The following is an 18,604-nucleotide window of genomic DNA, read 5'->3' on the forward strand; positions in this document are numbered from 1 at the left end:
GCCTATAGTTGGCATGGAGAGCAAGGAGGCATCATGAAGCTGTTCGATGGAGGCAAGGCGCCTAATCCGAGGCGCGTGCGCGTGTTCCTGGCCGAAAAGGGCATCGAGGTGCCTGTCGTGCGTGTCGACATGGGGGCGTTCGAACACAAGCAGCAGGATGTCACCAGCCGCAACCCGCTGCAGCGGCTGCCGGTTCTGGAACTCGACGACGGCACCGTGCTTACCGAATCCGTCGCCATCTGCCGCTATTTCGAGGAGCTTCATCCGGAGCCGGCACTGTTCGGGCGCGGTGCGCTGGGCAAGGCACTGGTGGAGATGTGGCAGCGCCGCATCGAGCTTAACCTGTTCTTGCCCGTCGGGTTCGCTTTCCGCCACATCCATCCCGCCATGAAGACGTGGGAGGTGCCCCAGGTGCCGGAGTGGGGCGAGGTCAACAAGCCCAAGGCTGTCGACTTCCTTGGCCTGCTCGACAAGGAGCTGGCGGGCCGCGAGTTCGCTGCCGGAGATGCGCTCTCGATTGCCGATATCACCGGACTGATTGCCATCGACTTCATGAAGCCCGCGCGCATTGCAGTGCCCGAGGAACTTTCGAACGTGCGGCGCTGGCATGCCGCGCTGTCCGCACGGCCGAGTGCCGCCGCGTGACGATCTCGATGGAACTCGGCGAACTTGTCGCTGAGATCAAGGCCTGCCGCATCTGCGTGGAACAGCCTGTCGGCAAGCCATTGCCGCACGAGCCGCGACCGGTGGTGGTGCCCTCGGCCTCGGCTCGCATCCTGATCGCCGGACAGGCGCCGGGCACCAAGGTGCATCTCAGCGGCGCGCCGTTCACCGATGCGTCGGGTGACCGGCTGCGCGATTGGCTGGGAGTCAGTTCTGATGAGTTCTACGACCCAGACAAGTTCGCGATCGTGCCGATGGGCTTCTGCTTTCCCGGGCAGGACGAAAAGGGTGGCGACCTGCCGCCACGGCGCGAATGTGCCCCTGCCTGGCGCGCGCGGCTGATGGCGGGCATGAAGCAGGTCGATGTCGTGCTGGCGATCGGGCAGTATGCGCAACGCTGGCACATGGAGGCGGCGAGGGCGCGGTCTCTGACCGATACCGTGGCCGACTGGCGGGCTGCCTGGGCGCGCTCGTCTTCGCCGCACGTCCTGCCTTTGCCTCATCCTTCCTGGCGCAACACAGGTTGGATCAAACGGAATCCGTGGTTCGAAATGGAATTGCTGCCTTTCCTTAGGACAGAAATCCGGCGTCGTCTGCATGCCGGCGCGCGCAAATAATAACCGCGAATGCGGGGTGCGTGGAGAATTCCTTTCTTGTATGATGGTCTGATTATCACGATTATGGCGAACCTTTTCTAACGGAGCCAAAAATGGACCGCCTCGACAGAAAAATTCTCCGCCTCCTCCAGGAGGACGCTACGCTGGCCGTGGCCGACGTTGCCAAGAAAGTCGGACTGTCCACCACGCCTTGCTGGCGCCGCATCCAAAAGCTGGAGGAAGAGGGCGTCATCAAGCGTCGCGTAGCGCTGCTCGATCCCGAGAAGATCAATGCGCGCGTCACCGTCTTCGTGGCGATCCGTACCAATTCTCACAGCCATGAGTGGCTTCGTCGGTTCTCCGAAGTGATTCAGGAGTTTCCCGAGGTCATCGAGTTCTACCGCATGAGCGGTGACGTTGATTATTTGCTGCGTGTGGTCGTGCCCGATATCGGCGCTTACGACGCCTTTTACAAGCGGCTGATCGCCAAGATCGAGATCCGCGACGTGTCGTCGTCCTTCGCCATGGAGCAGATCAAGTACACGACCGAAATGCCGCTCGACTACATGCTGCTCGACAAGGAAAGCGGCGCAAGCGCCGCCTGATCAGCGCTTTGCGTCGATGCGCGCAAGCGTCTTCGGATCGGTGAGTTCGCGTACGGCGTCCTTGCCGATCCAGCGCGCCGCCTTGTTGTCCAGGGCGGCCAGCTTCTCCGACAGCCGAAGTGCCGGAGCGTGAAGGGCAAGCGAGCGCTTGCCGACCTGTCTCAGCGCCCAGTTCACTGCCTTCTTGACGAAGTTCCTGTCATCGCCTGCGCGAGCCTCAATGAGGTCGAGCCAGGCGACGAACGTGTCGTCTGGTTCCTTCTTCAGATGAACGGCCGCAGTTGCGATGGTCGAGAAGGCCGTGCGGCACACGAACTCGCGTTCGTCCGCCGCGTAGGCCGGGATGATCTCGTGTGCGAGCTTTGCCTCGCAGATGAGATAAGCCGCGTGGTCGACGATTTCCCAGCTGCCGAACCCGGCGGCCATTGCATCGACTTGCGCTCGCGTGACCTTCGATGGCTCGTCGGTCAGGATCGCCAAGAGGCGCGCCTCGCGGACGTCGCTAGTCCATAGGACCCGGGCGCGGACGTGATCGCGCTTCAGTTGACGCGCGATCGGGTTGAGCACGGCGTTGGAGATGCCGAGGGCAAAGTCGGTGACGATGCCGAGGCGGGCCATGCTTGCACGGCTTTCGTTCGAGGCGAGCGTGTGCAGATGCGCCACGATCTCGTCTGCGGTCGATGCCGGCGCCAGCGCCATGTGGCGGCTCTATTTCTCAAGGCGGGCGAGCAGAGACGAGGTGTCCCAGCGGCCGCCGCCCATCGCCTGCACATCCTTGTAGAACTGGTCGACCAGCGCGGTCACCGGCAGCTTGGCGCCGTTGCGGTCGGCTTCGGCCAGGCAGATGCCGAGATCCTTGCGCATCCAGTCGATGGCAAAGCCGAAATCATACTTGCCGGCATTCATGGTCTTGTGACGGTTCTCCATCTGCCAGGAACCGGCCGCGCCCTTGGAAATGACGTCGACCACCTTTTCGATATCGAGCCCGGCCTGCTTGCCGAAATGGATGCCTTCGGCCAGGCCCTGGACGAGGCCGGCGATACAGATCTGGTTGATCATCTTGGTCAATTGGCCGGAGCCCACCGGGCCCATCAGGCCGACCATGCGGGCAAAGGCGTCGATCACTGGTCTGGCGCGATCGAAGCTTGCCTGGTCGCCGCCGACCATGACCGTCAGCACGCCGTTTTCGGCGCCGGCCTGGCCGCCAGAGACGGGGGCGTCGAGGAAGTGGAAGCCACGCGCTTCGGCCTCCGCGGCGAGCTCACGCGCGACCTCGGCCGATGCGGTGGTGTTGTCGATGAACACCGAGCCCTTCTTCATCGCGTCGAACGCGCCGTTCGCGCCGATCGTTACCGAGCGCAGGTCGTCGTCGTTGCCGACGCAGGCGAAGACGAAATCTTTGTCCCGGGCCGCTTCAGCTGGGGTCGGGGCATGGCGGCCGCCGTGCTGGGCTGCCCATTTTTCGGCTTTGGCCGCGGTGCGGTTGTAGACGGTGACGTCGTGCCCGCCTTTGTTCTTGAGATGACCGGCCATGGGATAGCCCATGACCCCGAGACCCAGGAACGCGACCGATGCCATGCCAGACCCTTTCAAAACGCTGTTCGTTGCCCCGTGGTCTAGCGCATCGGCACGAAAATCGGAATCGATTTTCGGAAGGCACGATGCGTCGTTTCAAACACATAGAGCGACTTGGGCAGATTCGTCAGGACTATGACGCCAGAGCCGGCTAGCGATGCAGATGGCGAGTAATCCGGCGCTCGATCCAGTCCACTCCGTGACGCAACGCCTCAACCATCGACAGGTAGAGCAGGGCGGCCCACAGATAGGTCTGAAAATCGAAGGTGCGCGAGAATGCGCGCCTGGTCTCGCCCATCAGGTCATAGACCGTGATGATGGCGACGATGGCCGAGCCCTTGACCATGAGGATGATCTCGTTGCCGTAGGGACGCAGAGCCACGACCAGCGCCTGCGGTAGGATCACCTTGTACATCGTCTGCAGCTTGGACAGGCCGAGCGCGGAGGCTGCTTCCCACTGCCCCTTGCCGACGCTCTCGATGGCGCCGCGCAGGATTTCCGCCTGGTAGGCAGCCGTGTTCAGCGCAAATGCAAGCACCGCGCAATACCAGGCTTCGCGGAAAAATCCCCAAAGGCCGATGGCCTCGAGCTGCGGGCGGAAGGAGCCAAAGCCGTAATAGATCAGGAATGTCTGGGCGAGCAGCGGCGTGCCGCGGAAGAAATAGACGTAGCCGTAGGAGATCGCATTCAGCACGCGGTTGCTGGACATGCGCGCATAGCAGATCGGCAGCGACAGGATCGAGCCGAGCACGATGGAGATCGCAACCAGCGTCAACGTCACGCGGACGCCGGACAGGTAGCTCGGCGCATATTTGTTGAAGAGCTCGGGGTTCCAGGCGCTGATCAGATAGGCGACCAGGGCGATACCAAGGGCGATCCAGAGACTGACGAAGACCCAGCCGAGAATGCGCTCCCGTGGCCATCCGCGCGGCGGTGCGGGCGGACGCTGAACTTTCTCCACCGTTTCGGTCGAAGCGTTCATCGTGCGGCCTCCCGCTTGCCGACTTTGCGCTCGATGGCGCGGATGCCGAAAGACGAGATGATGGCGAGGGCCAGGTAGATGAGGCAAGCGACGCTGTAGAACAGGAAGGCCTCCTTGGTGACCCGCGAGGCGATGCTCGCCTGGCGCAGGATGTCGGTCAGGCCGATGGCCGACACCAGCGCGGTGTCCTTGAGCAGGATCAGCCAGAGATTCGTCAGGCCGGGCAGGGCGATGCGCACGAGCTGCGGCAGGACCACCAGACGCATCGTCTGCCGTGGCGAAAGCCCGACCGAATAGCCGCCCTCATATTGCCCGCGCGGAATGGCGCGGAAGGCGGACAGGAACACTTCGCTGGCGTAGGACGAGAAGACGACGCCGAGCGCGACCATGCCGGCGATGAAGCTGTTGATTTCCACCGTGGTGTCCGGGCTGATGAGCCGGACAACCTGCTGAATGCCGATCTGCGCGCCGTAAAATACAAGGAACAGCGTCAGCAGTTCGGGCAGGCCACGGAAAATGGTGGTGTAGATGTTGCCGGCCAGCCGCATGGACGGTTCGCTCGACTGCTTGGCGAGCGCGACCAGGAAACCGATCAACAGGCCCAGCGGCAATGTGACGAGAGCGAGCGAGACGGTGGTGAAGACACCGTAGGCAAGGGCGCTGCCCCAGCCTTCTGGCCCGAAACTTAGAAGCGCCCAGATGCTCTGCATCGGTCGACTGTCCCCTTTTGCCTCACCTTGCGGGAGGCGGTCCGCCTTTGGCGGCGGCTTGTTGTTATGTCCATGTTAGCCGAACGGCGGGAGCTTGTCCCGCCGCCCGTCAATCCTTCAGGCCGCTATGGGCTTAGTCGCCATAGACGTCGAACTTGAAGTACTTGTCGTTGATTTCCTTGTACTTGCCGTTGGCGCGGATCGCGGCGATGGCCGCCGTGAACTGATCGGCCAGGGCGGTGTCGCCCTTGCGGACGCCGACGCCGGCGCCTTCGCCGTGGATCTCAGGCATGTTCGGAATGGTGCCGACGATCTTGCAGCAAGCGCCATCCGCGGTTTCAAGCCACTGCGAGATCGAGACGAGATCGTCGCTGACGGCGTCGAGACGGCCATTGGCCATGTCGAGCTTGTATTCTTCCGCGCTCGGATAGGACTTGATGGTGCTGTCGGTGAACACCTTCTCGGCGTAGTTGTAGTGGATGGTCGAGCCCTGCACGCCGATCGTCTTGCCGGCCAGGTCTTCCTTGGTCACACCCTTGATGTCGCTGTCCTTGGCGGCGGCGATCACGGCGGGCGTGTTGATGTACTTCTTCGAGAAGTCGATCTTTTCCTTGCGCTCGGGCGTGATCGACATCTGGGCGATGATGGCATCGAACTTGCCGGCCTGAAGCGCCGGGATCATGCCGTCCCATTCCTGGGCGACGATCTCGCACTTGACCTTCATCTCGTCGCAAAGCGCGTTGGCGATGTCGACGTCGAAGCCGACCAGCTTGCCGTCGGAGGTCAGGTTGTTGAAGGGAGGGTAGGCGCCCTCGGTGGCGATCGTGATCTTCTTGTCTTGCGCCTGCGCAGCTCCAAGGGTGAGCGCGAGTGCCGCAGTGGCGGCCAAGGCGATACGCGTGGAAATCCTCATAATGCTCCTCTCTGTACGCTTCCGGTCGTTACCTGTCCCAATCGCCGGATGCCGGAAGCGTTCCTTCCGTTGATGGCGGGGATACTCCCACTGTTTTCAGTTAGAAATCAATCGTGAATCGGGCTTTTGTTACACTGGTTGCAAGCATTCGGGCTGACGTAGCGTCAGTGTTTTGCAAGGCCCAGGCGTTGCTCGATGAAGTCGGCGATGGCCCTGATATCGTCGATGCCGAAGACGGGAACATTCTCTCCTTCGACCTGATGATCGGCTGCAACCGCCACGATGGACGGATCGTTCGGCGCCAGCGGCGCGCGGTCCTTGGCCTCGATCCGGCGGGCCTCGATCTTGAGGTGGCCCTCGCGCTTGTAGCCTTCCACCAGCACCATGTCGCATGGAGCGATGCGGCCGAGCACTTCGTCCAGTGTCGGCTCGTCTTCGCCGCGCAGTTCATGCATCAGCGCCCAGCGGCGTCCCGAGACGATGGCGACTTCGCTTGCGCCGGCCTCGCGGTGGCGGAAGCTGTCGGTGCCCGGCTTGTCGATGTCGAAGTCGTGGTGGGCGTGCTTTATGGTTGAGACCTTCCAGCCACGCCCGGTCAATTCGGTGACCAGGCGCTCGGTCAGGGTCGTCTTGCCCGAGTTTTTCCACCCGGTGATGCCGAAGACACGATGGGTCATCATTCAACTCCGGCGAGCAGGCGTTCCGCCTCGGCGAGATCGTCGGGCGTGTTGATGTTGAAGAACGGATCGACCCTGGCATTGCCGAAACGCATCTCGGGGAAGTCGACTGCGGCCATGCCCGCCTGTTCCATGAAGGTCATGACGCGACGGCTGTCGGCGCCTTGGAGAAAGCCGGCAAGGGCGACGCGCAGCGACACCGGCCACAGTGCAAAGGTCGGGTGCACGCGGCCATTGGAAGCCGCTACAGCGATGCGGTCCTCGACTGCATGATGGGCGAGCTTCTGGGCCAGGTCGGCTGGGAAAAACGGCGTGTCGCCGGCGACGCTCAGCACATGGGTAACGCCGGCGAGCTCCTTTGCCCATTCGAGCCCGGTCAGAACCCCGGCCAGCGGTCCCTGGTAACCTGCAATCGTATCGGCAATCACCTCGGCGCCGAAATGCGCGAAATGCGCCGGATCGCCATTGGTGTTGATAACGACAGGCGACGCTTGCGGCGCGAGCCGGTCGAGCACATGGCGGATCATCGGTCGCCCGCCGAGCGCAAGCAGGGTCTTGTCGGTGCCGCCCATGCGGCTGGAGCGTCCGCCCGCAAGGATGAGGCCTGCGATAGCAGTCATCACACGCCGTCCGGAGCCATTGTCGGGCTCGTGCTTTCGGCCGCGGGACGACCTTTGCCCACGAGGCGCTCGCGATAGAGCGAATAGAGGCCCGACGCGACGATCATTGCGGCACCCGTGATCATGGCGGTATCGGGAATGTCGCCGAAGACGAAGATGCTGAGCGAGATCGCCCAGATGAGCGCCGTGTAGCGGAAGGGCGCGATGAACGAGACCTCGCCTTCACGCATCGCCATGATGACGAACTGGTAGCCGAACAGCACCAGCACTGCCGCGCCGCCGAGGTACATCACGAGTTCCAGCGGCATCGGCGTCCAGCCGCCGAAGGGCACGATGGTGAATGCGCCGGTCAGCGTGATGACGATGGTGGTGACGGTCGAAACGAACAGCGAGGGCACATGCCCGGGAATCTGGCGGGTCGCCAGGTCGCGCACGGCGCAGAAAGCAACCGAAAGCAGCGCCAGCAGCGAAAAGGCGTTGAAGCCGTCAAAGCCGGGCCGGACGATGATCAGCACGCCGCCGAAGCCGACCACGATGGCCAGCCATCGGCGCCAGCCGACGCCTTCGCCGAGGAACAGCGCCGCCCCCATGGTAACTGCAAGCGGCAGGGCCTGAAGCACGGACGAAATGTTGGCGAGCGGCAGATGGGGCAGGGCCGCGAGGAAGCAGACAGTGCCGCCGACCTCGCCGATCAGGCGCAGCAGCACCATGGGGTGCCAGTAGTCGCGGGCGCCCTTGAGCGCTCCCCGGTGCCAGGCCAACAGGCTGATGAGAACAGTGGCAAAGACGCCGCGCACCAGCATCAGCTGGCCGGGATTGATCGTCTGGGCAGCAAGCTTGCTCAGCGTATCGTTGAAGGTGAAGGCGGCCATCGCGACAACCATGAAGCTGGCGCCGCGAACATTCGAGGAAAGTGGCAATTGAGCCTTCCATTGCTGCTGTTGCCTACGGCTTAAGCAGAGCCGCGCCAAACAGCAATGCCAAACACATGGACCAGCCCGGCAATTGCGTCACGGACCGTTGAGACTGTCGGCGATACGACCGATGAGCGGGTCGTATTTCGCCTTGGCCGTGGCAGGATATTTGAGCAGGAAAGCGTGAATGACACCGCTGCGACCGAATTCGAGGCGCTGGTAGAAAATGGAATTGCCGTCATGCCCTGACAGCACGACCCAGTCCTTGCCCACCTTGCGATAGGTGACATTCATGCCTTCGGAACTGAAATCGGCGAGTTGGGCCGGTGTCTGCTCGAGCGCATTGTAGGAGCCATAGACTGCGAGACTTGCCCCATCCGCGGCAGTGAATGTCATGCCGTCGCCATTGGCGGGCGGTGGCAACCGATCGATGAAGATGTCGCGCGGAAACGTCACCGAGGTGCCAAAGCGGGCGTTGGTGTAGATGAAGGGCTTTGCCACAGCAGGTGCTGCAACCGCCAATGACAAGGAAATTGCGGGCAGCATCGTTGCCAGCCGGTAAGCCATACCACCCACTCCTTCTATGGAAGTCCAATGCTTGCGCGGTTAGTGGCGCCGTGCCGTCAGCCGCCGGTGACGCTCATGTGGCGCGATACGGACGGGCGGTTGGTGTGGCGGTCTATGATGAAATCATGCCCCTTGGGCTTGCGGCCGATCGCTTCATCGATTGCCCGTGAAACCAGCTCGTTGCCCTCTGAAGCGCGCAGCGGTGCGCGCAGATCGGCGTCGTCTTCCTGGCCGAGGCACATATAGAGCGTGCCGGTGCAGGTCAGGCGGACACGGTTGCAACTTTCGCAGAAATTATGCGTCATCGGCGTGATGAAGCCGAGCTTGCCGCCGGTCTCGGCGACCTCGACATAGCGGGCGGGACCACCGGTCTTGAACGGGATGTCCTTCAGCGTGAACTGGCGTTCGAGGCTTGCCCTGAGCAGCGACAGCGGCAGGTACTGGTCGGTGCGGTCGGCGTCGATCTCGCCCATCGGCATGGTTTCGATGACCGTCAGGTCCATACCGCGGCCATGGGCCCAGCGCATCATCTCAGGGATTTCCAGGTCGTTGAAGCCCTTAAGGGCAACGGCGTTCAGCTTGACATGGATTCCGGCGGCAAGTGCCGCATCGATGCCTTCCATTACCTTGGCAAGGTGACCCCAGCGCGTGATGGCGTGGAACTTAGTGGGGTCGAGCGTGTCGAGCGACACGTTGATGCGGCGCACGCCGCGATCGGCTAGTTCGCTGGCGAAACGCGACAGCTGCGAGCCGTTGGTCGTCAGAGTCAGCTCTTCAAGCGCGCCGCTTTCGAGATGGCGCGACAGCTGGCGCACCAGATGCATGATGTTCTTGCGCACGAGCGGCTCTCCGCCGGTGAGACGCAGCTTCTTCACGCCTTTTTCGATGAAGACGGTGCAGAGCCGATCGAGTTCTTCCAGTGACAGCAGGTCCTTCTTGGGCAGGAAGGCCATGTCCTCGGCCATGCAATAGGTGCAACGGAAATCGCAGCGGTCGGTCACCGACACGCGCAGATAGGAAATCGCACGCCCGAACGGGTCGATCATGCTGGTGTCGTGCATTCCCATGTCGCCTCTGCTCACTCCCTGCAAGCGGTTTCCCAGACCGCTCTCTTTCATGTCGTTCAAAAAACATTACCCTTCAAGTGCCAAGGGCCCTGTTCAGGTAACATTTAGCTGGCTGGCAGGGCAATCTTTGCCGGCCACGCCGCCATTATTGCATTTTTCGAAGCCGGATCGCCTATCAATTTGCTGATGGAACCGGGCAGCTCGTGTCGCCTTCATCGCATTTGAGGTAGTTCCGGAAGTCCTTGATCCGTTGTTCGGTCATGCCGTCCCTGCATTGCAGCACCGTCATTGGGTAGATGGAGCCCTGGGCAACACCCGAGCTGGAGAATTCGCATTCGGCGTCTCGGAAGGCGACCCAGGACCTCTGGGCACTGACCAGCAGCTTGGACGCCGCCCGGTCGTCCTTCAGCCGGCCCTGTATCTGCTTGTAGAGCGCATTCAACTCGGCGTCCGACGCGATCAGCGCCTTGTCGGCACACTCGGTCATGGCCGCCTGGTTGCTGGCGCTCGAGCAGTCGTCGACCGCATATGCGGCTGGCGCTGCCGCAAGGGCGAGGAGGCCGGCGACCACAGGCATTTTGAAGGCCAGGTTCCGCATTTCAAACTCCTTCCAGCCAGTCTCGCTGCCAGGTTTCCAGCAACACGCTAGCAAGGGCAGGGCATGCTTGCCAATCGGTGCGGTTTGGGCGTAACCGGAAGTGTCATTCAGGGAGCAGAAATGTCAGCGCCAAAGGAACTCAGGGTCTCCAAGGACCGCAAGCTGTTGACGGTGACTTTCCCAGATCACCATCCCTTCGAGCTGCCGGCAGAGCTGTTGCGCGTGCTTTCGCCTTCGGCCGAGGTCCAGGGCCATTCGCCGGAGCAGCGCGTGACCGTGCCGGGCAAACGCGATGTTGCGATCCTGAAGATCGAGCCGGTGGGCAACTACGCCGTGCGCATCACCTTCGACGATTTCCACGACACCGGCATCTTCACCTGGAACTACTTGCACACGCTCGGCCACGAGAAGCAGACGCGCTGGCAGGCCTATCTCGACGAGCTGGCCGAGAAGGGGCTTTCCCGCGACAGATAGGGCTGTCGTCGCCAGTTCACACTTGTCGGCTAAGGACCACGCGCACAGCGAAAGGCAGGACGATGTCGGTGATCTCGACGGTTGAAGAACTCGAAGCGCTCTACGGCCTTCCCGGTGAAACCTCGCTGGTGAAGGAACTCGACCATGTCATCCCTGAGTATGCGGCCTTCATCGAGGCCTCGCCCTTCGTTTCGCTGGCAACCACCGGGCCCGAGGGACTGGACTGCTCGCCGCGCGGCGATCTTCCGGGCTTTGTCCGCATCCATGATCCGCGCACGCTGATGATGCCCGACAGGCGCGGCAACAACCGTGCCGATTCGCTGAAGAACATCATCAGGGATCCCAAAGTGGCGCTGCTGTTTCTTGTGCCGGGCTCTGGCACGACGCTGCGCGTCAACGGCCGCGCTCACGTTACCATCGACGCCGAGCTGTGTGCGTCGTTCACCGTCGAGGGCAAGCCAGCGCGCTCGGTTACGGTCGTCCAGGTCGATTCGGTCTATTTCCAGTGCGCCCGCGCCATCGTGCGTTCTGAATTGTGGAATCCGGAGCGCCATGTCGATCCGAAGTCGCTTCCGACGCCCGGGCAGATTCTTGCCGTGACGAGCCGGGCAAACATCGACGGCGAGGCCTATGATCGCGAATGGCCGGAGCGGGCCAAGAAGTCGATGTGGTGACGACGGTCACCGGCGATTCAAGACAAAGTGATCCGGCGACTGTAACTTCGGCGGAGCCTAGGACGTATACCGGCCATCAAGCTGGGAGATGTTCCGTATGAAGCCCTGGACCGACCGTGCCGGCAAATTGTCGCCGGTGAAGGCAATCGTATTCGCCGGCACGTTCGTACCGGCCGCACTGCTTGCCTACTACGCGACGGCAGGTTTCCCTCAAGGGGGCTCGACCAGCAGCTTGCTCGGCCCGCGTCCCTATGCGGCGGCCATCCATTTCACCGGCGACTGGGCGATCCGCTTCCTGATGATTTCGCTCGCCATCACGCCGCTCCGGCGCATCGGGCAGTGGCCCAAGCTCATCATGGTGCGCAGGATGCTCGGCATAGCAGCGCTCTGCTATGCGCTCGGCCACCTCGTGCTCTATTTCTTCGACATGAACTGGGACGTGCTCAGAGTTGCCAGCGAGATCGCGCTGCGTATCTACCTGACGATCGGTTTCGTCGCCTTGCTTGGGCTGGCGGCATTGGGTGCGACGTCCACGGACGCCGCCATCAAGCGTCTCGGAGGCAACTGGAACCGGCTGCACAAGATCGTCTACGGCATAGGCATCCTGGCTGCGCTGCACTACTTCATGCAGTCCAAGGCCGACGTCTATCAGCCGACCCTGCTGGCGGGCTTCTTCATGCTGCTGACGCTGTATCGGCTGGCACATTGGCGCGGCTTGAGCCTGAACTCGGCATGGGTGCTCCTGGGCATCGCGGTGACGGCTGCGCTTGCGACCGTCGTCGTCGAAGCCGCCTGGTACGGGCTGGCGACTGGCGTTCCGGTCAACCGCGTGCTCGCTGCCAACCTGCAGTTTTCCTACACCATCCGCCCGGCATGGTGGGTGTTGGCTGTAGGCATGGCCGTGACCGCGCTTGGCGTCGTCAGGTCATTCGGCAAGGCGCCGGCATCGCGAGGGCGGCGGATGGCAAAGGCGGCTGCCTAGGGGTAATCTCAGGACCTCTGCGGCATCTCCGACATTTTCTGGATCACCCGCCCGAATAGGAATGCATAGGTATCCTCGATGTTCGCGACCGCGTGACGATGCAACTCTTCGTCTGCGGGGCATTGCGAGATGATCGCAGCATCATGGCGCAAGCCTGTCACGACCTGGGTGGCCATGGTCGACCAGACCAACCACAAGAGATCGTCATCAGGCCGACTGCGCGTTTATGAGTCTCGTCCTGGTCTGCGAACGGCCCGCTAGTCCCTCAGCGCTTCGGCAACGCGCAGCATATGCGCGCCGATCATGTCGCATTGCTCGGGCGTCGAAGCGCTCATCGCCTTTTCGATCAGGGCGCCATAGGCCTTCAGTGCCTGCAGGAGCAGCGCCTCGCCATCGGGCGTGAGCCTGAGGCGCATGATTCGCCTGTCCTTGGCGTCGGCCTCGCGGTGGACGAGGGCGCGCTTTTCCAGCTGCGGCAGAAGCATGGTGATGTTGGAGCGGCCGACCAGGAGCTTGCGGGCGAGGTCGTGCTGCGACATGTCGGGATGACGGTAGAGGTTCATCAGAACGTCGAGCTGGGCCGGCTTGAGGTCGTGCGGCTGCAACGCGTTGGCCAGCGCACGCTCCATGGAATGGCAGGCCTTGGCCACCGCGACCCAGTTGCGGAAACGCGGATTGTCCCAGGGCAGGTCTTGTCTATTGTTCATAGTTGAACTAATAATATGTTCATGATTGAACTGATGGATGGGCGTTCAATATGGCATCAATCGGGCTGAAGGTCATCCGCCAGCTGATGGGCGTCGGCGAGGTCGTGGCACCTGCGTGGACAGGCCGCGCGGCGTTCGAGCTTTTTCGGCGCGTGCCCAGCGTGCGGAAGATGAGCGATGGCGAAAGACGCGCCGTCGCGCGGGCACAGGACTTCATGTCCGAGGCGCGTCATCACCGAATCAAGACGAGCGGCGACTGCGTTGCCGCCCACGAGTTCCGTCCGCTACAGAGACGGTCCCTGGGCACCGTTCTGGTCATCCATGGCTGGCGATCGCGCACCGAATACATGCGCTCGCTGATCGAAGGGTATCGCGACGCCGGCTACAAGGTCGTGTCGCTCGATCTGCCGGGCCATGGCGGCTCGCTTGGCCGTGCACTCGACATGGCCAAGGCAGTCGAGGCCGCGAGTCTCGCCGCCCAGTGGTTCGGCCCGTTCGCCGCCGTCGTCGGCCATTCCTTCGGTGGAGCGGTTGCCGTCAATGCCGCGGCCGGGACCGTCAGGGGCTTTGCCCCGCTTGCGACGGAGCGGCTGGTGCTGATCTCCGCGCCGAACTCGATGCCGCGACTGTTCCAGGAATTCGCCGGCTACCTCAAGCTGGGACAGCGTTCTCATCGCGCCCTGGAGACACAGGTCGAGCGCGTGACGGGTACGCCGCTGGAGCGCTTCGTCGGTTCGGCGTTGCTGGCCCGACTGCCGGTGCCGACACTGGTGATGCATGCGCCGGACGACCGGGAGGTGTCCGCTGCCGATGCCCGTGCCATGGCCAGCGCTGGCGACCATGTCCGGCTGTTCTGGGCCGAGGGGCAGGGCCACCGCCGTATTCTGTCGAACCGCGAGGTTGTTCGCGAGGCCGTTGGCTTCGTTGCCGACCAGCCGCAGCCGGCCCTGGTTCACTGAACCCTTTTCAGCCTTTCTTGTCGCCAGGTTCGACCGGCAGTCCGGCTGCGCGCCAGGCGGTGAAGCCGCCGAGGATGTGGCGGACCGGTTCCAGTCCCATGTCCTTGGCGGTCTTGGCAGCCAGCGCCGAACGCCAGCCGCCGGCGCAGAAGAACACGAAGCTCTTGCCGCTCGAAAAGAACGCCTTGTGATAGGGGCTATCTGGGTCGATCCAGAATTCGAGCATGCCGCGCGGGCAATGCTGGGCGCCGGGAAGCTTGCCGTCACGCTGCAATTCGCGCGGATCGCGCAGGTCGACGAAGATGGTGCCTGGGTCGTCGAGCAGGGTCGCGGCCTCTTCCGGCGACACCACCTCGACCACGGCATTGGCCTCGTCGAGCAGTTCCTTGTAGCCCTTCTTCACTTTCGACCTCGTCCTGAAATCCATCGGCCTGCAATTTGATCGCATGGCGGGGCGGCATCTGTCATCCCGGCCGGATTGTGCCAGGGGCGGCGGCGGTCACGATGATGTGAAACTGTTCGGCAACAGCTACCCGGAAATTTATGGAAGCTTAACGTTATCGGTATGAATCGATACGTCTGCGCCTTACATCCGCCATTAGGCGACAGGAATGCCCCGAGCGGCGCATGGGGGTTCCAATGAAATTCCCGGGCGGGGGTGGGTGTCCTATGAAGATTGCTTTCCTGAAGAAGCCGATTTCCCTTCCGCTGGTGGCGCTGGCTGCCAGCGTCGCCATGGGGGCACCGCACGCGGGCGCGCAGACATTGCTTGATGTGCTGTTCGGCGGCGGCGGCCGGAGCCCGCGCCAGCAGCACGGCGAGTTTCCGCCGCCGCCCGAGCCGGTGAAGAAGAAGCCGGTGCAGGCAGCCAAGATCAGCGCGCCGACCTATTACAATTACAAGGCCGATGCGATGGTGTCGGTCGACTTCGCCAAGCTGAGCGCCGGCACGCAGTCGGTGTCGCTGGAGCCGTCGCTGGCCGGCACCAGCTTCCGCGAAGCGATCGCCGGCCTCGATGGCTACGATCTCAGCGCTGAAAAGGAAATCGCCAAGGCGCTGCTTGACTACTATTCGGCCAACCCCGAATTCATCTGGGTGACCGGCTATACAGCCAACAGCCGCGCCGAAGATGCCATTCGTGTTCTGGGCGACGCGGCCGGCCATGGGCTCAACCCGGTCGACTATTCCGTTTCCGCGCCGCCGGCCGCCTATGCCCTCGACGACACCAGCGGCAGGCTGAAGACGCTTATCCGCTTCGAGATGGCGCTGTCGGCGCGCGCGTTGCGCTATGTCCACGACGCACTCGGCGGCAGGATCGATCCGAACCGGATCTCCGGCTACTATGATTTCGCAGCCAAACCGCTCGACATGGTCGACGTGCTGAAGAAGCTCAGCCAGGCGCAGGATATCAGGGGCTTGATGGAGTCGTTCCATCCGCAAAACCCGGAATACAAGGCGCTGCGCGTCGAGCTCGAAATGCTTCGCGCCAGCGAGGAAAACACCATCGTTGTCGACCCCAAGCTTTTGCTGAAGCCAGGCGAAACGAGCCCCGAGCTGCCCAAGCTGCTGCACCTGATCAGCCGAAATCTCGATGACGAGATGGGCGGCGAGTTCGGCGAGCTGCTGGCGCGTGCGGTCAACAGCGAGATCTACACGCCGGACCTGGTTCCCGTATTCGAGGCGGTGCAGAAGCGGGCAGGGCTCAAGGCCGACGGCGTCGTCGGTCCGCGTACCGTCGCAACCCTTGCCGGGACGTCGAAGGCCGATCGTCTCGACAAGGTGCTGGTGGCGCTCGAGCAGATGCGCTGGCTACCATCAGACCTCGGCAGTCCCCGCGTGTTCATCAACCAGCCGGCTTTCACCGCGAGCTACATCGACGGTGGCACAGAGAAGCTGAAGATGAAGACGGTGATCGGCAAGACCACCAACCAGACCAGCTTCTTCCAGGACGAGATCGAGCAGGTCGACTACAACCCCTATTGGGGCGTGCCGCAGTCGATCATCGTCAACGAGATGCTGCCGCGCCTGCGCAGCGATCCGAGCTATCTCGACCGCGCCGGCTATGAGGTCACCGATTCGCGTGGCCAGCGTGTTCCTTCGTCGGCGATCGACTGGAGCCAGTACGGCGCCAAGGTGCCTTACAGCGTGCGCCAGGCGCCGAGCGAAGCCAATGCGCTTGGCGAGCTCAAGATCCTGTTCCCCAACAAGCACGCCATCTACATGCACGACACGCCGCAGAAGGCGCTGTTCAATCGCGACAACCGGGCCTTCAGCCATGGCTGCATCCGCTTGTCCGACCCGCGCGGCATGGCTGCGGCCGTGCTTGGCACCGATGTCGATCACGTCGCCGCCAAGCTCAAGCAGGGCCATTCCTTCGAGAAGGTGAACCGCAAGATCCCTGTTTATGTCGCCTATTTCACGGCCTGGCCGGATCTCAACGGCAAGGTCGCATATTTCGGCGACGTCTACGATCGTGATGCCAGGCTGATGGAAGCGGTAGCCAAGACCGAAACGGTACGCGCGCCGAGCATGTAAGGCCCAGTCCGGCTGCATTTCCTGAACAAGAATGGCTTCTGTCAGGTGATGCGGCCGCTCGTTATGACAGCCTCGATGTGCGGACCATGTCGTCCTGCGCCCGATCGATCAGCGCCACGAGCCGCTGGACATCGACATGATAGCCGTCTTCCGCCTTGTCGGCGACGATGGTCGCCATCCGCTGGTCGAGCGCCGGCACCATGTCGGCGATCAACGCATTGAACGTGTCGCAAGGATTGATGACGACGATCAGCGCTCCAAGTGCTGCGCCAAAATGAGCATGCACCCACTGGCTGCCTTCGACGGTGACGACCACTGGCACCTGCGCCAGCGTCGCCAGCAGTTCGGGAAGAGGGGATGTCACATCGCAGATAGCGTAACCTCGGGCAGCCAGAACCTCGGCCACGGCATTCTCATTGATCAGGTCGCGTTTTGCACCGGTCGTCCCCCGGCGCAGGAAGGCGCCCGAGTGTCTTGATGGTTCCAAACCCGAATGCAGCTTCGCATGCAGGGCCCGTGTGCGGGCGTGGCGATGGGTGTTCATTCCACGATCGTCGGTCAACCACATCTCTCGCGCATGAATCATCGGTGCGGGCGAGGGCGACAGGCCGAACAGTTCGCAGTAGGCGCGGCCATGATGCCATGACGGGTTGTAGGGCAGGCAGAGGGTCTCACCCGGTTGAATCAGAAGCGATGCCGGCAAGGAGTCGTTTATCAGGTGGCCAAAGTAGGCCATCGCCACTGGTGTCATCGGGAAAAAGGCTCTGTCTGTGCGCTGGATGGGGTTTGCCAGGGCAGGCTGCAGTGGCGCAGGACCATGGCGCTGCAGGCTGCGGGAAAAGCTGAAAACGCCGCGCGGCGTCGCCAATGCATCGCCGAGCCGGTAGCGAATGGTTCCCCCATGTTGTCGCAACCCGCCCGCAATCCGCATTCGTTCATTGTCGAGATTCGTCGACGGCTGCACGCCAATGACACGATCCCAGTCAGATGGCTCCATGTAGGCCGGCGCCTGCACCAAGCTCTCCGCTTTGGCAATTTGCTCGGATTGAACATCTTCGAGCGCGCCCCGCGACTTTCGCAGTCGTTCGAAGAGCGAGCCTAAAAGAGGATAGAGCCTTGAAGCAACGGACATGCCCCTCATTCCCCCACAGAACTTCGGTATTATAGACTGTTGCTTTATCTATTTCTATTGCTGTTAACCGAGGGGCATTTCCATCGATATTGAGGGAAATAAGTTCGCGAATGCCGCGTTTGGTGCAGTAGATGAACCGGCTGGTGACGTGCAGAAGGCGGATCTGCACCCGCTGGTCGAGCCTGTCGCGGTCGAGCGGACTTTTATGTCCGCCGCATCGGCTTTTCAAACCCGCTCGCCCGGCACGATCTTCGAGTTTGATCTCGCAGCCGCCCTTCCCACGGGGCGTGCACTCCGTTGTCATCGCGCTCTTATTGGCTGCTGAAGGTCACGGTGGGGGAGGTGTCGTGTCGAGGGCAATCAGGCGAATACACGGAGCAACCTGAGCAGTAGTCCACGGATGTTCCGCGGATTAAGCTGCCATTGTCTGCCTGTGCTCGCCGGTCTGTGCTGAATAGCACTTATGGCCCGTTTCCGGCCCAAGCAAAAAGTTCATCAATAACAAGAGGATATAAGATAGAAGAATGGTGGGCGATATAGGGATTGAACCTATGACCCCACCCGTGTGAAGGGTGTGCTCTCCCGCTGAGCTAATCGCCCGTCCGAGGCCCTTAGGCCGAACGTGACGGCGATATAGGGGAGGGGCGGGAGCTG

Annotated in this window: 22 protein-coding genes and 1 tRNA gene; 8 read left to right on the forward strand and 15 right to left on the reverse strand. The window is 62.4% G+C overall.

The features are described from left to right. Nucleotides 1-33 precede the first annotated feature (33 nt). The 3 genes from NDO48_RS09670 to NDO48_RS09680 all read left to right on the forward strand — a co-directional run bounded on the left by NDO48_RS09670 (nucleotide 34) and on the right by NDO48_RS09680 (nucleotide 1,864). Nucleotides 34-645: a glutathione S-transferase gene (locus tag NDO48_RS09670; RefSeq protein WP_018428286.1), complete on the forward strand. Its 612-nt coding sequence runs from the start codon at nucleotides 34-36 to the stop codon at nucleotides 643-645. Between the two features lie 8 nt (nucleotides 646-653). After that, a complete protein-coding gene (locus NDO48_RS09675; protein ID WP_081623557.1) occupies nucleotides 654-1,280 on the forward strand; it encodes a uracil-DNA glycosylase family protein in 627 nt (208 codons plus the stop codon). 92 nt (nucleotides 1,281-1,372) lie between these two features. After that, nucleotides 1,373-1,864: an Lrp/AsnC family transcriptional regulator gene (locus NDO48_RS09680; protein WP_018428284.1), complete on the forward strand. Its 492-nt coding sequence runs from the start codon at nucleotides 1,373-1,375 to the stop codon at nucleotides 1,862-1,864. On the opposite strand, the gene NDO48_RS09685 is transcribed toward NDO48_RS09680, so the two are convergent. The 11 genes from NDO48_RS09685 to NDO48_RS09735 all read right to left on the reverse strand — a co-directional run bounded on the left by NDO48_RS09685 (nucleotide 1,865) and on the right by NDO48_RS09735 (nucleotide 10,487). After that, complete coding sequence (locus NDO48_RS09685) at nucleotides 1,865-2,563, reverse strand: DNA alkylation repair protein (protein ID WP_267321393.1); 699 nt, start codon at nucleotides 2,561-2,563, stop codon at nucleotides 1,865-1,867. A gap of 9 nt (nucleotides 2,564-2,572) precedes the next feature. Next, nucleotides 2,573-3,442: an NAD(P)-dependent oxidoreductase gene (locus NDO48_RS09690; RefSeq protein ID WP_018428282.1), complete on the reverse strand. Its 870-nt coding sequence runs from the start codon at nucleotides 3,440-3,442 to the stop codon at nucleotides 2,573-2,575. Between the two features lie 148 nt (nucleotides 3,443-3,590). After that, entirely contained in the window at nucleotides 3,591-4,421 is an 831-nt protein-coding gene (locus NDO48_RS09695) for an ABC transporter permease (protein ID WP_018428281.1), read from the reverse strand. Then, nucleotides 4,418-5,131, reverse strand: coding sequence for an ABC transporter permease (locus NDO48_RS09700; RefSeq protein WP_018428280.1), 714 nt, complete (start codon nucleotides 5,129-5,131; stop codon nucleotides 4,418-4,420). Before NDO48_RS09700 ends, NDO48_RS09695 begins: the two co-directional genes overlap by 4 nt. 133 nt (nucleotides 5,132-5,264) lie before the next feature. After that, a complete protein-coding gene (locus NDO48_RS09705) occupies nucleotides 5,265-6,044 on the reverse strand; it encodes an ABC transporter substrate-binding protein (protein ID WP_026227254.1) in 780 nt (259 codons plus the stop codon). A 164-nt stretch (nucleotides 6,045-6,208) separates the two neighbouring features. Then, nucleotides 6,209-6,721, reverse strand: a complete 513-nt coding sequence (gene mobB, locus NDO48_RS09710) for a molybdopterin-guanine dinucleotide biosynthesis protein B (RefSeq protein WP_085941121.1) — start codon at nucleotides 6,719-6,721, stop codon at nucleotides 6,209-6,211. Next, a complete protein-coding gene (gene mobA, locus NDO48_RS09715) occupies nucleotides 6,721-7,344 on the reverse strand; it encodes a molybdenum cofactor guanylyltransferase MobA (protein ID WP_157632736.1) in 624 nt (207 codons plus the stop codon). Before mobA ends, mobB begins: the two co-directional genes overlap by 1 nt. Then, entirely contained in the window at nucleotides 7,341-8,261 is a 921-nt protein-coding gene (locus tag NDO48_RS09720; RefSeq protein WP_026227253.1) for a DMT family transporter, read from the reverse strand. The genes mobA and NDO48_RS09720 overlap by 4 nt, the downstream gene beginning before the upstream one ends. Before the next feature lie 90 nt (nucleotides 8,262-8,351). Then, nucleotides 8,352-8,822 (reverse strand): hypothetical protein, encoded by a 471-nt coding sequence (locus NDO48_RS09725; protein ID WP_267321394.1) that lies wholly within the window; start codon nucleotides 8,820-8,822, stop codon nucleotides 8,352-8,354. Nucleotides 8,823-8,878: 56 nt separating this feature from the next. Beyond that, nucleotides 8,879-9,883 (reverse strand): GTP 3',8-cyclase MoaA, encoded by a 1,005-nt coding sequence (gene moaA / locus NDO48_RS09730; RefSeq protein WP_018428274.1) that lies wholly within the window; start codon nucleotides 9,881-9,883, stop codon nucleotides 8,879-8,881. Nucleotides 9,884-10,064: 181 nt separating this feature from the next. After that, nucleotides 10,065-10,487: a lysozyme inhibitor LprI family protein gene (locus tag NDO48_RS09735; protein ID WP_018428273.1), complete on the reverse strand. Its 423-nt coding sequence runs from the start codon at nucleotides 10,485-10,487 to the stop codon at nucleotides 10,065-10,067. A gap of 120 nt (nucleotides 10,488-10,607) precedes the next feature. Between NDO48_RS09735 and NDO48_RS09740 the strand changes: the two genes are divergently transcribed. From NDO48_RS09740 to NDO48_RS09750, 3 genes are all read left to right on the forward strand, one after another. Next, nucleotides 10,608-10,961: a gamma-butyrobetaine hydroxylase-like domain-containing protein gene (locus tag NDO48_RS09740; protein WP_018428272.1), complete on the forward strand. Its 354-nt coding sequence runs from the start codon at nucleotides 10,608-10,610 to the stop codon at nucleotides 10,959-10,961. Nucleotides 10,962-11,023: 62 nt separating this feature from the next. Next, a complete protein-coding gene (locus NDO48_RS09745; RefSeq protein WP_018428271.1) occupies nucleotides 11,024-11,635 on the forward strand; it encodes a pyridoxamine 5'-phosphate oxidase family protein in 612 nt (203 codons plus the stop codon). Nucleotides 11,636-11,732: 97 nt separating this feature from the next. Beyond that, entirely contained in the window at nucleotides 11,733-12,617 is an 885-nt protein-coding gene (locus NDO48_RS09750) for a sulfite oxidase heme-binding subunit YedZ (RefSeq protein ID WP_018428270.1), read from the forward strand. Between the two features lie 257 nt (nucleotides 12,618-12,874). Here the strand turns inward: NDO48_RS09750 and NDO48_RS09755 are convergent, their stop codons facing one another. Further along, a complete protein-coding gene (locus tag NDO48_RS09755) occupies nucleotides 12,875-13,324 on the reverse strand; it encodes a MarR family winged helix-turn-helix transcriptional regulator (protein WP_018428268.1) in 450 nt (149 codons plus the stop codon). Between the two features lie 50 nt (nucleotides 13,325-13,374). On the opposite strand from NDO48_RS09755, the gene NDO48_RS09760 reads away from it, so the two are divergent. Beyond that, complete coding sequence (locus tag NDO48_RS09760) at nucleotides 13,375-14,283, forward strand: alpha/beta hydrolase (protein WP_018428267.1); 909 nt, start codon at nucleotides 13,375-13,377, stop codon at nucleotides 14,281-14,283. A 7-nt stretch (nucleotides 14,284-14,290) separates the two neighbouring features. On the opposite strand, the gene NDO48_RS09765 is transcribed toward NDO48_RS09760, so the two are convergent. Next, entirely contained in the window at nucleotides 14,291-14,686 is a 396-nt protein-coding gene (locus tag NDO48_RS09765) for a rhodanese-like domain-containing protein (RefSeq protein ID WP_026227251.1), read from the reverse strand. A 266-nt stretch (nucleotides 14,687-14,952) separates the two neighbouring features. Between NDO48_RS09765 and NDO48_RS09770 the strand changes: the two genes are divergently transcribed. Further along, nucleotides 14,953-16,818, forward strand: coding sequence for a L,D-transpeptidase family protein (locus NDO48_RS09770; protein ID WP_018428265.1), 1,866 nt, complete (start codon nucleotides 14,953-14,955; stop codon nucleotides 16,816-16,818). 61 nt (nucleotides 16,819-16,879) lie between these two features. Here the strand turns inward: NDO48_RS09770 and NDO48_RS09775 are convergent, their stop codons facing one another. Next, nucleotides 16,880-17,950, reverse strand: coding sequence for a glycosyltransferase 61 family protein (locus NDO48_RS09775; protein WP_081623479.1), 1,071 nt, complete (start codon nucleotides 17,948-17,950; stop codon nucleotides 16,880-16,882). A gap of 525 nt (nucleotides 17,951-18,475) precedes the next feature. Further along, a tRNA-Val gene (locus NDO48_RS09780) sits at nucleotides 18,476-18,550 on the reverse strand. Nucleotides 18,551-18,604: the final 54 nt, after the last annotated feature.

Source organism: Aminobacter sp. MET-1 (assembly GCF_026521175.1).
Lineage (GTDB): Bacteria > Pseudomonadota > Alphaproteobacteria > Rhizobiales > Rhizobiaceae > Aminobacter.

Bases quoted from the DNA above. Each gene is read 5' to 3' on its own strand.
- NDO48_RS09670 (WP_018428286.1), top strand. From the start codon at position 34: ATGAAGCTGTTCGATGGAGGCAAGGCGCCTAATCCGAGGCGCGTGCGC.
- NDO48_RS09675 (WP_081623557.1), top strand. From the start codon at position 654: ATGGAACTCGGCGAACTTGTCGCTGAGATCAAGGCCTGCCGCATCTGC.
- NDO48_RS09680 (WP_018428284.1), top strand. From the start codon at position 1,373: ATGGACCGCCTCGACAGAAAAATTCTCCGCCTCCTCCAGGAGGACGCT.
- NDO48_RS09685 (WP_267321393.1), bottom strand. From the start codon at position 2,563: ATGGCGCTGGCGCCGGCATCGACCGCAGACGAGATCGTGGCGCATCTG.
- NDO48_RS09690 (WP_018428282.1), bottom strand. From the start codon at position 3,442: ATGGCATCGGTCGCGTTCCTGGGTCTCGGGGTCATGGGCTATCCCATG.
- NDO48_RS09695 (WP_018428281.1), bottom strand. From the start codon at position 4,421: ATGAACGCTTCGACCGAAACGGTGGAGAAAGTTCAGCGTCCGCCCGCA.
- NDO48_RS09700 (WP_018428280.1), bottom strand. From the start codon at position 5,131: ATGCAGAGCATCTGGGCGCTTCTAAGTTTCGGGCCAGAAGGCTGGGGC.
- NDO48_RS09705 (WP_026227254.1), bottom strand. From the start codon at position 6,044: ATGAGGATTTCCACGCGTATCGCCTTGGCCGCCACTGCGGCACTCGCG.
- mobB (WP_085941121.1), bottom strand. From the start codon at position 6,721: ATGACCCATCGTGTCTTCGGCATCACCGGGTGGAAAAACTCGGGCAAG.
- NDO48_RS09725 (WP_267321394.1), bottom strand. From the start codon at position 8,822: ATGGCTTACCGGCTGGCAACGATGCTGCCCGCAATTTCCTTGTCATTG.
- moaA (WP_018428274.1), bottom strand. From the start codon at position 9,883: ATGCACGACACCAGCATGATCGACCCGTTCGGGCGTGCGATTTCCTAT.
- NDO48_RS09735 (WP_018428273.1), bottom strand. From the start codon at position 10,487: ATGCGGAACCTGGCCTTCAAAATGCCTGTGGTCGCCGGCCTCCTCGCC.
- NDO48_RS09740 (WP_018428272.1), top strand. From the start codon at position 10,608: ATGTCAGCGCCAAAGGAACTCAGGGTCTCCAAGGACCGCAAGCTGTTG.
- NDO48_RS09745 (WP_018428271.1), top strand. From the start codon at position 11,024: ATGTCGGTGATCTCGACGGTTGAAGAACTCGAAGCGCTCTACGGCCTT.
- NDO48_RS09750 (WP_018428270.1), top strand. From the start codon at position 11,733: ATGAAGCCCTGGACCGACCGTGCCGGCAAATTGTCGCCGGTGAAGGCA.
- NDO48_RS09755 (WP_018428268.1), bottom strand. From the start codon at position 13,324: ATGAACAATAGACAAGACCTGCCCTGGGACAATCCGCGTTTCCGCAAC.
- NDO48_RS09760 (WP_018428267.1), top strand. From the start codon at position 13,375: ATGGCATCAATCGGGCTGAAGGTCATCCGCCAGCTGATGGGCGTCGGC.
- NDO48_RS09770 (WP_018428265.1), top strand. From the start codon at position 14,953: ATGAAGATTGCTTTCCTGAAGAAGCCGATTTCCCTTCCGCTGGTGGCG.
- NDO48_RS09775 (WP_081623479.1), bottom strand. From the start codon at position 17,950: ATGTCCGTTGCTTCAAGGCTCTATCCTCTTTTAGGCTCGCTCTTCGAA.